Annotated in this window: 9 protein-coding genes; 1 reads left to right on the top strand and 8 read right to left on the bottom strand. The window is 73.0% G+C overall.

Going from position 1 to position 16364, the window contains the following annotated elements; all coding sequences use genetic code 11:
- Positions 1-1039: 1039 nt before the first annotated feature.
- The 3 genes from HD593_RS43255 to HD593_RS43245 are packed head-to-tail and all read right to left on the bottom strand — an operon-like array spanning position 1040 to position 6566.
- Entirely contained in the window at positions 1040-2167 is a 1128-nt protein-coding gene (locus HD593_RS43255; protein ID WP_185108426.1) for a GDSL-type esterase/lipase family protein, read from the bottom strand.
- A 20-nt stretch (positions 2168-2187) separates the two neighbouring features.
- Positions 2188-4878, bottom strand: coding sequence for an alpha-L-rhamnosidase (locus tag HD593_RS43250; RefSeq protein WP_221525284.1), 2691 nt, complete (start codon positions 4876-4878; stop codon positions 2188-2190).
- Positions 4872-6566 carry a glycoside hydrolase family 127 protein gene (locus HD593_RS43245; protein WP_185108424.1) on the bottom strand — a complete coding sequence of 565 codons (1695 nt, stop codon included), beginning with the start codon at positions 6564-6566 and terminating at the stop codon, positions 4872-4874. The genes HD593_RS43250 and HD593_RS43245 overlap by 7 nt, the downstream gene beginning before the upstream one ends.
- Before the next feature lie 133 nt (positions 6567-6699).
- Between HD593_RS43245 and HD593_RS43240 the strand changes: the two genes are divergently transcribed.
- Positions 6700-8706, top strand: a complete 2007-nt coding sequence (locus tag HD593_RS43240) for a glycoside hydrolase family 127 protein (protein ID WP_185108422.1) — start codon at positions 6700-6702, stop codon at positions 8704-8706.
- 25 nt (positions 8707-8731) lie between these two features.
- Here HD593_RS43240 and HD593_RS43235 read toward each other — a convergent pair whose 3' ends face one another.
- The 5 genes from HD593_RS43235 to HD593_RS43215 all read right to left on the bottom strand — a co-directional run bounded on the left by HD593_RS43235 (position 8732) and on the right by HD593_RS43215 (position 16352).
- Positions 8732-10327, bottom strand: coding sequence for an ATP-binding protein (locus HD593_RS43235; RefSeq protein WP_221525283.1), 1596 nt, complete (start codon positions 10325-10327; stop codon positions 8732-8734).
- 43 nt (positions 10328-10370) lie between these two features.
- Entirely contained in the window at positions 10371-11666 is a 1296-nt protein-coding gene (locus HD593_RS64770) for a glycoside hydrolase family 28 protein (RefSeq protein WP_185108420.1), read from the bottom strand.
- Positions 11663-13813, bottom strand: coding sequence for a hypothetical protein (locus HD593_RS43225; RefSeq protein ID WP_221525282.1), 2151 nt, complete (start codon positions 13811-13813; stop codon positions 11663-11665). Before HD593_RS43225 ends, HD593_RS64770 begins: the two co-directional genes overlap by 4 nt.
- A 158-nt stretch (positions 13814-13971) precedes the next feature.
- Entirely contained in the window at positions 13972-14973 is a 1002-nt protein-coding gene (locus HD593_RS43220) for a DUF5605 domain-containing protein (protein ID WP_185108418.1), read from the bottom strand.
- Positions 14970-16352, bottom strand: a complete 1383-nt coding sequence (locus HD593_RS43215) for a DUF5060 domain-containing protein (RefSeq protein WP_221525281.1) — start codon at positions 16350-16352, stop codon at positions 14970-14972. The genes HD593_RS43220 and HD593_RS43215 overlap by 4 nt, the downstream gene beginning before the upstream one ends.
- Positions 16353-16364: the final 12 nt, after the last annotated feature.

Genomic DNA, 16364 nt, shown 5'->3' with positions numbered 1-16364 from the left:
TCGCCGGGCGGGCGCGGGAGCAGGCCGAGGCGGTGCTGGCGCGCTGCTGGACCGGCGACCGGTACGTGGACCGGCCCGGCGCCCAGCCCACCGTGCGCGCCTGGTGCGACGCGGTGGAGATCGCCGACCTGCTGCTCGGCGGCCCTCCCCCCACCCCGGCCCGCGACGACATCGTCGCCTTCCTCCGCGACCGCCAGGACCCCGGCACCGGCCTGATCCCCGAGCTCGGCGCCCCCGGCTCACCCGAGGCGGGCGACGCGGCACGGCCGGAGCTGGAGGGCGTGACCGCCTACCACGTGCTCTGCGCCGGATACGCCCTCAACCTGCTCGGCACCACCTTCCACCACCCCGTCCACGCCGTCCACGACCTCCGCTCCCAGGACCTGACCACCCTGCTCGACGGCCTCGACTGGACCCGAGAGGCGTGGACGTCCGGCTCGGTGGTGGACGCCATCGGCACCGGCCTCTACCGCAACCTCGCCGACTTCGGCCTGCGCGGCGACGTCGAGACCCTGTACGGCTGGCTGCTGACCCGCGTGCGCCGGACCCACGGCATGTGGGGCGAGCCGGACTCCGACTCCGGTTGGCTGATGGTGGTCAACGGTTTCTACCGGCTCACGCGGGGCACGTTCGCGCAGTTCGGGCTGCCGTTGCCGTACCCGGAACGGGCCGTGGACACCGTGCTCACCCAGGCCCGCGACCCCCGCTACTTCGGCCCGGGCGCCGGGAACGCCTGCAACGTGCTCGACGTCATCCACCCCCTGTGGCTGCTCGGCCGGCAGACCCCGCACCGCAGGGCGGAGGGCGAGGCGTGGGCCAGGGAGCACCTCGCCCGCGCGCTGGGCGGCTGGCACGACGGCGCCGGGCTCAGCTTCGCGCTGACCGGAGGGAGCGGCGCGGCACGCACGCCCGGGCTGCAGGGTACGGAGATGTGGCTGGCCATCATCTGGCTGCTGTCCGACTACCTCGGCATCTCGGACACCCTGGGCTACCGGCCCCGGGGGATCCACCGCCCGGAGCCGGCGATCAGCCATCCGGCCTAGAGCCGTCCGGCGGGTGGATCGGGTCGCACGTCGAGCGCGGACGCCATCGCCTGGTGGCCGGCCGCGCTCGGGTGCAGGTGGTCGCCGCTGTCGTAGCGGGGCAGCAGGCGGGCGGGGGCGGCCGGGTCGCGGAGGGCGGCGTCGAAGTCGGCCACCGCGTCGAACGCGCCGCCTTCCCGGATGAACGCGTTGACCGCCTGCCGGGCCCGTTCGCCCTGCTCGGTGTGGTAGTCGGCGCCCGCGAACGGTGTGATCGTCCCGCCGATCACCCGGACCCCGGCCGCGTGCGCCGCGGCCGCCATGCGGCGGTACGCGGCGACGAGGTCGTCCGCCCGCGCGCCCGCGCCGAGATCGTTGACGCCCGCCTGGACGATCACGGTGCCGATGCCCGGCTTGGTCAGCACCTCGGCGGTCAGCCGCACCTCGGCGGGCCGCCCCGTGCCCGCCGCGAGCACCTTCCCGCCCGACACCCCCTCGTTGAGCACCGGCACCCCCGAGAGGTGGGCGAGCAGGTCGGCCCAGCCGTGACCGGTCTCCGAGCCGACGCCGACGGTGAACGAGTCGCCGACCGCAGCCACGACCCGCACCGGCTCGGGCGTCACCACGGTCAGCGCGTCGATCCAGTGCCACACCGCGACGGGCTCGACGAACGCGCCATCACCCTCGTCGCCGGCATGATCGCCGGGAAGCGACCGGTACGCGGGCGAAACGGCAGGCTCCCACGCGCCGGGCGGTGCGGCAAACGGCGGGTAGGGCGGGGCGGTGGCGCGGTTGCGGCCCGTCAGCGTGTCGCACTCTCCCGCCACGTACACGCTGACCGCCACCCGCCGCCACCCATCCACCCACCCCGCCACCGGATCACTGACCACCGTCTCCCCGGCCCCCACCGTCACCCCGGCACACCCCCCGAACGTCACCCCCCGATTCGACCCCGGCTCCAGCGCGGCCCCCGCCCGCGACAAGCCCACGCACACCCGGCCGAACGTCACCGCCCGCCCCCCGAAGGCGTTGGTCAGCCGCACCCGCAACCCGGCCCCGCCCACGGACGTACGCACCACGTTCCGCACCGTCACATCCCGCAACCGGCCCCCGAGCCCCTCAGCGGAGGCGGCCCACGTGGTCACGAGACGACCACCGGCAGCCGTCACCAGGCCGAGGTGAACGAGTACCGCCCGGACCCGACCTGGCACACCACCGCAGACCCGGTCCGCCCCACCACCCCGCTCACGGGCTCGCCGGACTCGCGCACCGACGAGGGATCCGTCGTCGGCACGTGCACGGTCGCCAGCGCCCCCGGCGGAATCTGCACCGACAGCCGCAACTCACCCCGACCGGCGAGCTCCCACCGGCTGGCCAGCCGCCCGAGCGGCGTCTCGTACGCGGCCGAGGCCCACCGCAGGGCACCCCCGACCAGCGGCCGGATCCGGGGACGCCGGAAGCCCACCGACCCCTCCTCCTGCCCGAGCCCGGCGACCCCGCCGTACAGCCACGCCCCGACGGAGCCGAGCGCGTAGTGGTTGAAGGAGTTCATGGCGACGGGGCCGAAGCCGGTCTCCTCCGTCCAGCCGTCCCACCGCTCCCAGATCGTGGTGGCCCCGCGCTTGATCGAGTACCCCCACGACGGGTAGCGGTCGTCGTGCAGCAGCGCGTACGCGAGGTCGGCGTGCCCGTGCGCCGACAGGACGGGGCCGAGCAGCGCCACCCCGGCGAACCCGGTGGTCAGCCGCCGCCCCCGCCGTTCCAGGTCGGCCACGAGGTGGGCGACGGCGGCGGGCACGAGGCCGGCGGGGACCAGGCGGTGCGCGAGCGCCAGCAGGTAGCCGGTCTGCGTGTCGCCGGTGATGCGCCCGTCCGGCGAGACGAACTCGCGCGCGAAGGCCTCCCCGATCCGCTTTCGCAGCCCCGCGTACCGGTCACGGGCCTCGGTGTCGCCCAGCACGGCGGCCGCCCTGGCCGTCAGGTCGGCGCTGAGGGCGAAGTAGGCGGTGGCGAGCACGTCGCGGTCGGTGCGCACGTCCGCCTGCAGCCAGTCGCCGTAGTGGCTGCCGACCTTGTCGCGCCAGACGAGGCCGGGGTTGTGGCGTTCGACGTGGTCGACCCAGCGGCGCATGCTGGGCAGGCTGTCGCGCAGCACCCGCTCGTCGCCGTACACCTCGTACAGGTGCCACGGCACGATCGTGGCGGCGTCGCCCCAGGCGGGGGTGCCGTGCCGTTCGGTGATGACGTGCGGCACGACGTCCGGCACCGCGCCGCCGGCGGCGTCCTGCGCGCAGCGCAGGTCGGCGAGCCAGTTGGTGAAGAACGCCGCCACGTCCGCGTTGTAGCAGGCCGTGGGCAGGAACACCTGCGCGTCGGCCGTCCAGCCGAGCCGCTCGTCCCGTTGCGGGCAGTCGGTCGGGACGGAGACGAAGTTGTCGCGCTGGCTCCACCGGATGTTGCTCATGAGCTGCCGCACCATGGCGTCCGAGCAGGAGAACTCGCCCGCCACCGGCGTGTCCGAGTGCATCGCCCGGCCCACCACGGCGACGTCGGCGTGCCCGGTGACCTCGACGTAGCGGAAGCCGTGCACGGTGAAGCGCGGCTCGTACGTCTCCTCCGCGACCCCCGCCGCCACGTAGTGGTCGGTGGCCTCGGCGGAGCGCAGGTTGGCGGTGTAGAGGCCGCCGTCGTCGGTAAGTGCCTCGCCGTGCCTGAGCGTGACGCGGGTGCCCGGCGCGGCGCCGCGCACGGTCAGGCGGACGCGGCCGGCGATGTTCTGGCCGAGGTCCACGATCGTCCTGCCGTCGTGGGAGCGGACCTCCACCGGTACGAGGTCCCGCGTCACCCGTACGGGCTCGGCCACGGACGGCACCAGCACCGAGAGATCGGTGTCCGCGACGCGGGCCGGCGCCCAGGAGGAGTCGTCGAAGCCCGGCAGGTCCCAGCCGCCGAGGTCGAGGCGGGCGTCGTACCGCTCGCCCATGAGCAGGTCGGCGTAGCGCAGCGGGCCGATCGTCTCCCGCCAGCGCCCGTCCGTGCCGATCACGGTGCGGGACCCGTCCGCGTGCTCGGCCACGATCTGGGCCAGGAGCTGCGGGTGCCGGCCGTAGCGCTGGGCCTGCTGCCGCCCGTCCCAGCCGAGGCTGCCCGACCACCAGCCGTCCGCCAGCACCGCGCCCACGCACAGCGGCCCGTCCCCGGCCAGGTCCGTGACGTCGTACACCTGGTACGGGACGCGCCGCCGGTAGTCGGTCCAGCCGGGCGTCAGCTCGCCGTCGCCGGCCCGGTGACCGTTGACGTGCAGCTCGTACAGGCCGCGGGCGGTGACGGCGATCCGTACGGCGGTGGCGGGCCGCAGGTCCACGACGCGCCGGAAGTAGCGGGGCGCGGGCAGGTGTGCGGTACGCGGGGTGCGGGGCTCGCGGTCGTCCGTGGGCGGCTCGAACGGCGGGTCCGTCTCGGGGTCGTGCCCGATCCAGGCGGCCCGCCACTCGTCGGCGTGCAGCACCCCGGTGTCGAACCACGACCGCGCCGACCCGCCGCCGCGCACCTCGACCCGCCAGTCGTAGCGGGCGAACGACACCAGCGGCGCCCCGCCGTAGTCGGCGCTCACGTCCTGGCCGTCGATCCAGCCGCTGTCCCAGGCCAGGGCGCCGCCGGGGCCGTGCACGGTGACGCGGTGGGCGGCAGGGGCGTCGCCGCGCCGGTCGGAGGCCAGCCGCCAGGCCAGCCTGGGCGTGGGGGTGCCGATGCCGAGCGGGGTGCGCAGGTGTTCGCAGCGCAGGTCGTACGGCTGGAGGGCGGCGGCGGCAGGGGGCTCGGGCAGCGACCAGTCGTCCGGCATGATGTTCACCACGTCCACTCCTTCGCGGGGCGGGCCAGCTCGTAGTTCCGCCTGGGGGCGGTGGGGTGCACCTTGCGGCCGCTGTACATCGGCCGGGCGGTCCCCTCGGGGCTGATGCCGATCACGTCGTCGCCGCGCCAGCGCACCTGGTACTCGCGGCCGGCCGCGACCTCGGTGCTGGTGGTCTCGGGGACGGGGAAGGTGACCGTGACGCGCTCGCCCGCTCGGGGGGCGGGGATGGACAGGTAACCGTCCGGAGCCCAGGCCCCCGGCTGGGTGCCGTCGAAGCTCCCGGTGCCGCGGGACACGCGGACCTTGGCGTACCCGGCCCAGTCGGGCACCCGCATCCGCAGCTCCGGCAGGTCCTCGTGCACGTCCAGGTCCACGCGGCCCTCGTGCGGGAGGTGGCTGAGCACGGTGACCTGCCTGGTGGCCCGGGTGAGGAGCAGGTTGATCCGGTTGCCGGTGACGATCGAGTTCCAGCCCCAGAACAGGCCGCGCACGCCGGAGCCGACGCAGCACGCCTGCACGTCGGCGGTGTGGCCACGGCCCAGCTCGACGTCGCAGACGAAGTCGTTGGGCGCGCCGTAGCCGGCGAACGCGCCGCGCACCCGCTCGCCCACCCGGACGTGCGTCGTCCAGCCCGGCTCGTCGCCGGAGGTGTCGAGCGCGGACTCGACCCAGCCCAGGTCGAGGAGCTGCGACTCCACGAGGTGGTTGCGCAGGAACCGCTCGACCACGCCCCAGTACGCGGTGTGCCCGGACGCGGCCAGTGTGGTGCCGGTGCCGATGAGGTCGACCAGGGAGCAGCTCTCGTGCTCGTACCGCTGGTCGGCCAGGTCACCCGGGGTCCAGCCGAACGCGGTGGCCTGGCCGAGCGCCCAGTCGTAGGCGCGGCGTACGAACGCGGTCAGCTCGTGGTCGCCGGTGTGGCGGGCGTAGCGGGCCAGCCCTTCGAGGGTGCCCAGCCGGGTGTGGAAGTGGCCGCTGCGGTAGGCGCGGGCGGCGTTGAAGCTGCCGTCCTCGTTGAACACGCCGCTCTTGTGCACGATCAGCCGCGCGAACCACCCGCACAGCTCCAGCGCGTCCTCGTTGCCGGTCGCCTGGTGGTAGCGGAGCAGCGGCATGATCAACCGGCCGCTGAACGAGGCCGGGTCCGGGGCCAGGTGCAGCGCGATCGCGTTGGGGGACGGCCAGCCGTCCGGGGTGTACTCGGAGGCGGGGTAGAACCACACGTCCCGCTCCTTGATCGCGATCCGCTTGAGCGCGGCCACGTGCCGGTCCACCAGCTTCCTGGCCTCGGGGTCGCCGTCGGAGACGAACCACGTGGTCAGCGACAGCAGCACGGCCCGCTGGTCGATGAGGTTGGCGTTGGCCGGCCAGCCGCGCTCGGGCCTGGCCTGCCGGTAGCTCAGCCCGTCCGCGCCGAAGAAGCCGACGAGCCTGGTACGGAAGCCGTCCTCGACCTCCCGCCAGGTGTCCTTGCCCGTCATCTGCCTGGCCAGCAGGCAGGCGTCGAGCAGCCGGCCGTGGCTGGAGCCCCAGTCCCAGTCGCCGTGCTGCAGCGTGGCCGGGCGGGCCAGCAGGTCGGCGCTGAAGTACGGGATGCCGCCCAGGTCCGCGTCGGGCAGCCCGGCCACCGCGTTCATCGCCAGCTCGGCCCGTTCCTCGAGCAACACCGTGTCGGGAATGTCCGGCATCTTCTACACCTCATAAATATTCAAGGGCGCATAAACCACTCATTCAGCCTCCTTCGCCTCTGAGGTCGCCGTCAAGATCTGTATAAATATTCATATCTTGTTGGATATGTAAACCGTGAGGCACGATGGCGGTATGAGCGATGATGCGGTGGTGCGGCCGCGCCCGGAAGCGGCAGTGACCCTGCGACCCGCCGCCGGTGCGCGGATCGAGGGCGGGTTCTGGGGCGATCGGCAGCGGGTCAACCGCGACGTCACGATCCCCCTGGGTGGGGAGCGGATCCGCGAGTCCGGCGCGTTCGCCAACCTGGAGGCGGCAGCCCGCGGTGCTGGAGGGGAGCACCGCGGCAAGGTCTTCGCCGACTCCGACGTCTACAAGTGGCTGGAGGCCGTGGCCTGGGAACGCGGCCGGGCCGGTGACGATGAACGCGGACGGACGGGCGGCGATGACCTCGGGCGGCCGTACGCCGGCGATGGCGAAGGCGGGCGGTCGCAGGCCGGTGGGGATGGGCTCGCGCGGGCGTACGAGGAGGCGGTGGCGCTGGTCGCGGCCGCCCAGCGCCCGGACGGCTACCTGCACACCCACACCCAGCTCACCGGCCGCGAACCCTACTCCGACCTGGCCTCCAGCCACGAGCTCTACTGCGCCGGCCACCTCATGCAGGCCGCCGTCGCCGGCAGCCGCGCCCTCGGCGACGACACGCTGCTGCGCGTCGCGACCCGCCTCGCCGACCACCTCGTCAAGGACCTGCCCGCCGGCGCGCTCGACGGGCACCCCCAGATCGAGACCGCCCTGGCCGAGCTCTACCGCGAGACCGGCGCCCGCCCCTACCTCGACCTCGCCATCCGCATGGTCACGGACCGGGGCGGGGAACGCCTGCCGCTCAAGGGCCACCACGGCCCCGGCATCCGCCAGGACCGGGTGCCACTCCGGGAGGCCACCACGGTGGAGGGCCACGCGGTCCGCGCCATGTACCTGGCCGCCGGCGCCACGGACGTCGCCGTCGAGACCGCCGACGCCGACCTGCTCGCCGCACTCACCCGCCAGTGGCGCGACATGGTGGCGACCAAGACGTACCTGACCGGAGGGCTGGGCTCCGTCTGGTACGGCGAGCAGTTCGGCGGCCCGCACGAGCTGACCCCGGAGACCGCCTACTGCGAGACCTGCGCCGCGGTCGGCAGCGTGCAGTGGTCCTGGCGCATGCTCCTGGCCACCGGCGAGGCCGCCTTCGCCGACCTGATGGAGCGCACCCTCCACAACGCCGTCCTGCCCGGCATCTCCCTCGGCGGCGACCGCTTCTTCTACGTCAACGCGCTACGGGTGCGCGCCGGCGCCAACCCCGACGACCGCCGCGCCGCCGCCAGGGGCCGCCAGGACTGGTACGGCACCGCCTGCTGCCCGCCCAACGTCATGCGCCTGCTCTCCTCGCTCGACCACTACCTGGCCACCGGCGACGACGAGGGGGTCCAGGTCCACCTGTACGCGCCCGGCACGATCCGGGCGGGGGGCGTGCTGCTGGAGGTGGAGACCGACTACCCGTGGGGCGGGCGCGTCGAGCTCGTGGTCCGGGAGACGCCCGACCACCCGTGGACGCTCGCACTGCGCATCCCGGCATGGGCCGACGGGGCGGGGGTGGAGGCGCGGTTCGGCGGGGGCGACCAGCGGGCCGACCCCGGCGTCGATGGGCGGACGGTCGCGCCCGGCGGGTATCACCGCGTCCGGCGCGTGTGGCGGCGGGGCGACCGCGTCACGCTGGACCTCGCCGTCCGCCCCCGCCTCACCGCTGCCGTGCCCAGGCTGGACGTGGCCCGCGGCCAGGTCGCGGTGGAGCGCGGCCCGCTCGTCTACTGCCTGGAGCAGGCCGACCACCCCGGCGTCATCGTGGACGACCTGTGCCTGGACACGAACCCCGGCCTGCGCGACGGGAGCCCGGTGACGGGCCTGCCCGCCGAGGTGGTGCCGGTCGTCGCACGGGGCAGGGCGCACGTGCACCGCGCGGACGACGCGGGCTTCCCGTACCGCACCGCGGGCGCGCCCCGGGAGCCGGAGCACGAGGGCCCGGTCGCCCTCACGTTCGTGCCCTACTACGCCTGGGCCAACCGCGGCACCGGCCCGATGACGATCTGGACGCCGATGCACTGACCTGGCCGCAAGCCGTCGACGGCCGTCACGCCCGCAGGAGGGTGACCTGGCGGCCGGACGGCGTGGTCGCCTGCCCGAAAGTGCCGCGTTCCTGCCACGGCGGGGCCTCGGGCCGCCGGTCGAAGATCACCAGCACGCCGGTGGGCAGGGTGAGGCGGTCCAGGTACCGGTCGAGCTGGACGAGGCCGTCGGGCAGCGGGTCGCTCTCGCCCGCCCGCCAGACCTTCAGCTCCATGGCCTCGCGCTGCATCAGCCGCTTGCCGTCGGGGCCGGGGTAGGGCCAGCGGATCAGCACGTCCAGGCGTTTGGTGCCGGCGGCGTACTCGCGGTCGAGGTAGCCGCCGCCGTTGACCAGGCGGTGCAGGAAAGCCATCAGGATGATCTGGCAGGCGGCCTCGTGGTAGCCCTCCTGCTGGATGAGAACCTCGCCGTGCTCCCGCCAGAACACCACGAACTCGTCCAGCAGGCGCGGCAGGTCGAAGCGGCCGTCGGGGAGCACGAAGCTGTGCGGGTCGGCGTGGACGTTCTGTTCCGTCAGGTCGCCCAGCACGCGCAGGATGACCTCGCGGTAGATCGGGTTGGCCACCTGTGGCGGAGGCTTCTGCGTGATCAGGCCCAGGTCGCGGGCGTAGGACAGGTCGTCGGAGTTGCGGCGGTCGGTGTAGTGGTCGCCGGCCACGATCGGCTCCATCACCCGCTTGACCCGGGGCTCGTGCAGCCGGGCCGCGAGGGAGTCCAGGTGGGTGGCGCGCGCCCGGATCAGCCGCTCCTTGGCCTCCTCCACCTGCCCGGCGGTGATGGTGCCGGTCACCCCCATCTTGAAGGTGATCTCATGGGCGAGGGCGTTGACCAGCCAGGGTTGTCCCTGGGTCAGCTCGAAGACCTGATCCACCGCGTCCTTGGTGAACTCCTGGCCGGTCGCCTGTGTGTGACGGTCGTACAGCTCGGCGATGTCGTCGGTGGTGAAGTCGCCCAGGCGTAGCGACTCGGCGACGATGTTGAACGGGCTGGATGGGTTCGACCGGCTGGCTTCCCCACCCGATGCGACCTTGTAGTCACGCAGGTCGCGCAACCCGCACAGCACCACGGATGCGGGAAACGGCTCTCCCTCCGGCCGGGCGTTGTGGCCGTCGCGTAGCTGGCTGAGGATGCTGACCAGGCTGTCGCCCTGCAGCGCATCGATCTCGTCGAGGAACAACACCACCCGGCGCGGGCAGCGACGGCACCACTCGCTCAGCGCCGCACTGAACCGGCCGCCCGCCGGGGCCTCCGGCCAGACATCCGGCGGCATCAGTTCCTCCGGCCATCCCGACCGTTCCGCGGCCTTGCGAAGGGAATCCAGGAGAATCTCCTCCGCGGCGGGGTAGTCGTCGCTGGCCACCTTGGCGCGCTCGCAGGAGAACATCAGGGCGGCGATGTCGTCCTCGGCGGTCAGCTCGGAGGCCAGGGTGCGCAGCGTGGTCGTCTTGCCGGTCTGCCGGGGCGCGTGCAGCACGAAGTAGCGGTCCATCTCGATCAGCACCCGCGCCTGCGGAAGCCGCGGCGTAGGGGGCAGCATGTAGTGGAGCCGCGGATCGCACGGGCCGGTGGTGTTGAAGTACTTCGCTCGGGGTGGCCGCATGGCCACAGTCTGTCACGGAAACGGGTACGGCGTCGGAAACTTGCTAGCCGACCGTGACCCTGGCGATCGACAGGCCTTCGACGTCGGCGGCCACGTCCGCACGCGACACCCGGGCGAACGAGCTGTCCCGGATCGAGATCTCCCGCAGCGGCTGCTCGGGATACCCCCTCAGCAGGTACGCGCTGCGCGTGCGATCGCTGCGCACCCCGGCCACGTGGATGTTGCGGATCGGCGGCGGATCGTCGCCGTTGTGCCCGTCCCCGTGGTACAGGTCGATCGACACGGCCTCCTTGGTCAGCTCGCTGATCTCCACGTCGCGCACGAAGACGTTCTCCACGTAGCCGCCGCGCACCGAGTTCGTCTTGATGTAGAGCCCGAAGTACAGCCCTTCGCCGCCCCAGCGGCAGCGTCGCACGAACACGTTGCGGATGCCGCCGGTCGTGTCCGTGCCGATGGCGACGGACCCGTACCGGTAACGCATCTCGCAGTCCTCGATCAGGACGTCCTCGCACGGCACCCCGACGCGCCGCCCGTCGGGGCCCCGGCCGGCCTTGATGGCGATGCAGTCGTCGCCGACGTCGAACACGCAGCCGGAGATGACCACGGACTTGCACGACTCGGGGTCGCAGCCGTCGTTGTTGGGGCCGCGCGAGTAGATGGAGACGTTCCTGACCAGGACGTTCTCACAGAGCACCGGATGGATCTCCCACATGGGGGAACGTACGATGCGCACGCCCTCCACCAGGACGTCGCGGCACAGGTACGGCTGGATCATGTTGGGCCGGAAGTAGTGTCCGGCCCCGAAGACGCGCTCCTCGACCGGTACGCCCTCCGCCGCCATGCGCTGCAGTTCGGCCCAGTCGCCGGCCTCGTGCGGCATGCCCTCGCGGTAGCCGAACTCCGGCGTGCCCACCCACGGCCACCAGTGCTCGGGCCCGGCCGAGCCGTCGAGGGTGCCCTCGCCGGTGATCGCGATGTTCTCCTGGCCGTAGGCGTAGACGAAGGGGGAGTAGTTGTAGCACTCGATGGCGGAGAAGCGGGTGTGGACGACCGGGAGGTAGTCGGCGGGGTCGGTGCTGAACAGGATCGTGGCGCCCGGCTCGACGTGCAGGTCCACGTTGCTGAGCAGGTGGATGGCCCCGGTCGGGTACGTTCCCGGCGGCACCCGGACGTGGCCGCCGCCCGCCTCGTGGCACGCCTCGATCGCGGCGCGGAACGCCTCGGTCCACTGCTCCCCGCCGCCGTAGGACGTCACGTCGAACCAGCGGTCGGGGAACTCCGGCGGGCGCACCCTGTCCCTGAGCTCGTCGGCGTACCGCCAGGCCTCTTCCTCGTTCACGACACCTTCCTCATCCGTAGTGCGTGGTACAGGGGCAGTGCGATCACCCAGGACGGGTTCCAGGTGTTCGCCTCGCCCGTACGCTGCCAGTTGGTCTGAAAGAAGCCCTCGCCCTGCTCGCCCGGCGTCCGGAAACCCCAGTCGCCTGGCTCCGTGCAGATGCCCTGGCCCATGGCGTGCAGGATCCGGTCCGCCTGCTCCGCGTACTCGGCCCTGCCGGTCGCCCGCCCGAACTCCATCAGCTCGGAGGTCGGGAAGAACACGTCGAGGTGATGGTTCTGCACGCTCACCGACGGCCAGCCGCACGCCTTGAAGCCGCGCCGCTCGAACGTGCTGCCCCTGTCGAACTCCGGTGACCACGCGTACACGAACGTCAGCAGCCAGTCGGCCGCCACCTCCGCCCACCGCGCGTACGTCTCCCGCCCGGTCAGCCGGAACAGCTCGTGGGCGGCCAGGAAGAAGTACATCCCGGCCTCCTTGTCCTCCCCGGAGGCGTCCAGCGTGGCGTGCGCGAACGGCCGCTCGAACGTGGCCGCGTGCAGCCGGTGGTAGTGGCCGAGCACCTCCTCGGCCCGCAGCAGCCACATCCGCTCCCCGCTCAGCCGGTACGCGCCCAGCATCGCCTGCACGCACGAGATGCCCGCCGCGCTCACCATCGGCGAGACAGGGGTGCCCATCGGGGTCCAGCCGAGCGGGACGACGCCCTCGGGCAGCCTGGTGTGCCAGAAGACGGCGGCGGCGTCCGTCACCGCCTCCTCCCACTCCGGCGGCACCTCCAATTCCGCGTCCCTGAACAGCAGGGTCAGCGCCGCCAGGTCGGTGATCGTCTCGCCCAGGGCGCGGCTGGAGACGAAGTCGGCGCCGTCCCTGCGGAACATCTCCCAGCGGCCCTCGTCGACCAGGTAGCGGGCGGCGCGCAGGCCGCGTACCGGGGTCGCGCTGCCTTCGACGTAGAAGCCGGCGGCGCGACGGGCCCGCTCGACGCGCTCCGGCTCGTCCCGCCCGTCCCGCTCGTCCCGCTCGTCCTGATCGAGACCGAGCAGGGCGTCGCACAGGGCCAGCTTCATGCACTGGCCGGTCCAGCCGTACAGGTACGAGCGGGGGCGGCCGTGGCGGGTGCCCTCGTAGGCGAGGTAGCCGTCGCCGTTCCAGCGCGCGTCCATGGCGTTGGTCTTGAGCCGGACGAGGTCGTCCGCCGAGAGCGGCCTGGCGGGTTCGTCGCGGTAGAGCCTGGTGTGCACCAGCGTCCTGAAGCCGAGGCCGCGCGGCTCCACCGGGCCCCAGTCCAGCGTGTGGCGGGTGGTCATCGTCGCGCCCGGGGCCAGGTCACGGTAGCCGATCGGGCGGTCCGCCACCTCCGCCTTGCTGACGTAACAGACGTCCGGCTCGCCGTCGAACATGATCACACCCGTCAGGGCGGCCACGGCCGGGCCGGGGGACCTGACGACGCCGAGCGAGCCGTAGGTCACCCTGCCCTCGTGGTCGCGGGTGGCTTCCGGGTGGGCGAACAGGCTGACGTAGCGGCCGTCCCAGGCGGCGTTCACGGCGGGGATCGGGAGGCGGTGCTCCTCGGCGACGTACGGGATGCGGGGGACCTTCCTCGCGGGGTCGGAGGAGGGGTTGTCGTTGTAGAGCACGCCCGGCATGGTGACGTGGGCGTCCTGGGTGGGGAGGGGGAGCAGGAGGCCGGCCGCCACGTCGGTGATCTCGGTGCCGGAGTCGTTGCGCCAGGTGGTGGTGAGGGTGAGCAGGCCGTCCGGGGTGAAGGCCAGCTCCAGCTCCGCACTCAACCCCCCGGCCCGCGCCGTCACCACCACCGTCCCGCCCGCATCCGGTGCTGCGCTGGCGGCTGGCGCTCCGCGGGCGTCCGGCGCCGCGCTCGCGTCGGGTGCTTCGCCTGTGTCCGGCCGGCGGAGGTGCACGGTGCCCGGTTCGGCGGGCTCGATGTGCCAGGGGCGGCCCGCCGAGGCGGTGAGCAGGCCGCGCAGCGGTGCCCGCAGGTACGGGCCGGCCGCGCCGCGACAGCCCAGCCGCACCTCGGGACCGCCAGAGGCGCACACCACCTCGACGACCTTGCCACCGGGCTCGGCGATGGCGGCGAGCACGCCACCGGCGCCGGCCCGCACACCACCGGCATCGGCCCGCACGCCACCAGCGTCGGCCCGGACGTCGGTACCGCAGGCCGGAGCCTCGGTCCAGTTACCGGATCGTTGGTCCGGTGGTTGGGTCGGGTTGCCGCCGGACGGCCGGTCCGGTGGGTCGGTCCGGGGGCCGGATCGTTGGTCCGGTGACTCGCGTACCGAGGTCATGGCACCCGCCGCAACCGGATCGCCTGCCCGACCACCCCCGGCAGCGGCACCGTCACCACCGGCCCTTCCTGCACCCCGTGCGGCGTCACCGTCATCCCCCACGTGTCGATCACCTCGACCTCGTACCGCCCCTCCGGCACGTCGTACTCGCGCTGCGGGAACCGATGCTCCCCGCAGAACTCCAGGTAGAACTCCCCGGGCACCTTCAGCATCGGCGCGTCCCTGTCCCGGTACCGCGCCTCCTCGGGGATCGCGACGAGCACCTGCCGCAGCAGTCCCAGCCGCGGCACCGCCTCGCCGACGAGCGTGCCGCCGTTCTGCGACCAGGTCAGCCCGTCCTCGTCCACGTACCACTCCCCGTGCGTGACGCATCGCCGCCGCACGGCGCCGTCCCAGGCGTGGGTCACGACCTCCTGCGGGGTCAGGCTGAGCCACGGGTCGGGCGCGTCGCCCTCGTAGCCGCACATGTCCATGGCGACCGGCCTGTGGTGGTCGCGCGTCTGGACCCATGCGTCGCGCGGGCTGCGCGCGGTGACGCTGCCGTGCGTGAAGCCGCGCCGCCACAGCAGTGGCGAGCCGGCCGGGACGGTGATGGACAGCGGATGGTGGCCGGGGTCCTCCTCGGCCACCAGGTTCGCCAGCCGCACCCAGTCGTGCTCGGAGATGCCGGGCAGGAGCGAGGGGTCGGCCGACAGCGACCACCACACGTTCGGGTGCTGCGCCAGGCGGGGGACGACCTCCTCCAGGTAGCGCGCCGCGGCCGCCACGTCGGCGATGCCGTCGTCGGGGTGCAGCAGCACCAGCTCGGCGGTCACCCCGATCCCGGCCAGCTCCGCCACCCGTTCCTCCAGCGAGTCGAGCGTGCACCGGCCGGCCAGCGCCGCCATCCGTACCCGGTCGAAGGGGGAGGCCTGCAGCGTGGCGAGCGTCCGCGCGCGCCGGTTGGCGCCCTGAAGGTGCCAGGCGAGCGCGGTCGTCGCCATCCCATCGATGATCATCGTGCAACCCTCGTCATCCGCAGCGCCAGGTACGGCCGGCGCGGCAGCGCCACCCGCACCTGCTTCCGGTGCGCCCCGTCCACCGGGGTGATCGTCATGTTCCAGGTGTCGATCAGCTCGACCTCGTAGGCGGAGCCGTCGTCGGGCAGGTCCACCGTGACGGAGGCCGCCTGCCGCCGCCCCAGGTACCGCAGCAGCACGCCGTCGCCGCGCGCCTCCATGACCTGGCGCAGGAAGGCGATCCTGGCGGGGCTCTCCCCGTACAGGCCGCCGCCGTTGCCGATCCAGGCCCGCTCCTGGAAGCCGGCCAGCGACTCGCCGTGGCCGACGTAGCCGCCGCGCGCCATGCCCTCCCAGAACCGGTCCACCAGCTCCTCGCCGGTGATGTTGCCCCAGCGCTTGCCGATGTTGCCCTCGTAGCAGATCTCGTCGAGCACCACCGGTTTGAGGCAGGTGCGCAGCCACTCGTCGGTGGGGGTGACGTCCCAGTGCTGGATGCTCTGGTGCGTCACCCAGGGCTTGGTGAAGTCGTACAGGGTCGCGACCTCGTACATGCGGGTCCCGTTGTGGATCGAGCGCAGGTGCTCGTACGGGTCCAGCCGGGCGATCGTCCGCAGGATGTCGTCCCAGTCCTCGACGGTCTTGGCCTGGTTGAAGTCGTACTCGTTGGCGGCCGACCACCACACGTTGCGGTAGGCGGCCAGGCGGGCGATGACGTAGCGGAGGTAGCCGTGGTCGGTCTCGCGGCCCAGGTCCTCGATGCCGCGCCGGCCGAAGTCGTACGGATGGAACAGGATGATGTCGGCCTCGATGCCCAGGTCGAGCAGATCCCGGACGCGGGTCTCGAGGTGGCGGAAGAAGACCGGGTTGAACCGGGTGAAGTCCAGCCCGTCCGGGTCCTGCCCGGCGAACGGCACCTCGGGCGGCGACATCGCGCCGGTCGGCAGCACGCACATGCGCAGCTTGTTGAAGGGGGAGGCGGCGAGCGTCCGCAGCGTCTGCCGCTCGCGCTCCTCGTCCAGGTCGTGCGTCCAGTGGTAGGTCGTGGTGCCGAACGGCAGGTACGGCGTGCCGTCGGCGTACTCGAAGTCGGTGCCGGACGCGCGCACAGGGCCGTGGTTGCCCTCGGACGCGGGCGACACCTCGAAGGAGCCCGCGTGGCCGTCCAGCTCGGTCACATTACTGACGGTGGTGTAGCTCCACGGACCCACCGCGTCCGGCATGAACCGGACGCGGTAGACGCCGTCGCCGTCGTAGAAGCCGTCGGCCTCGACGATGCGATTGCGGAACTGGAACCGGGCCGACAGACGAACGTCAGCGAAGGGGTTGCCGTCGGACGGCCCGGTCAGCTCGATCTCGTGGACGCCCCAGCGTTCCACGGTGGGGGACAG

It is taken from the genome of Nonomuraea rubra, assembly GCF_014207985.1.
Classification (GTDB): Bacteria; Actinomycetota; Actinomycetes; order Streptosporangiales; family Streptosporangiaceae; genus Nonomuraea; species Nonomuraea rubra.
Note: the sequence above shows the minus strand (reverse complement) of the source record. Positions and strands in the feature narration are given on the sequence as shown.

What these genes read in the sequence shown, in the direction of transcription:
- HD593_RS43235 (WP_221525283.1), bottom strand. Translation starts at nt 10,327, where the DNA reads ATGCGGCCACCCCGAGCGAAGTACTTCAACACCACCGGCCCGTGCGAT.
- HD593_RS43240 (WP_185108422.1), top strand. Translation starts at nt 6,700, where the DNA reads ATGAGCGATGATGCGGTGGTGCGGCCGCGCCCGGAAGCGGCAGTGACC.
- HD593_RS43245 (WP_185108424.1), bottom strand. Translation starts at nt 6,566, where the DNA reads ATGCCGGACATTCCCGACACGGTGTTGCTCGAGGAACGGGCCGAGCTG.
- HD593_RS43220 (WP_185108418.1), bottom strand. Translation starts at nt 14,973, where the DNA reads ATGATCATCGATGGGATGGCGACGACCGCGCTCGCCTGGCACCTTCAG.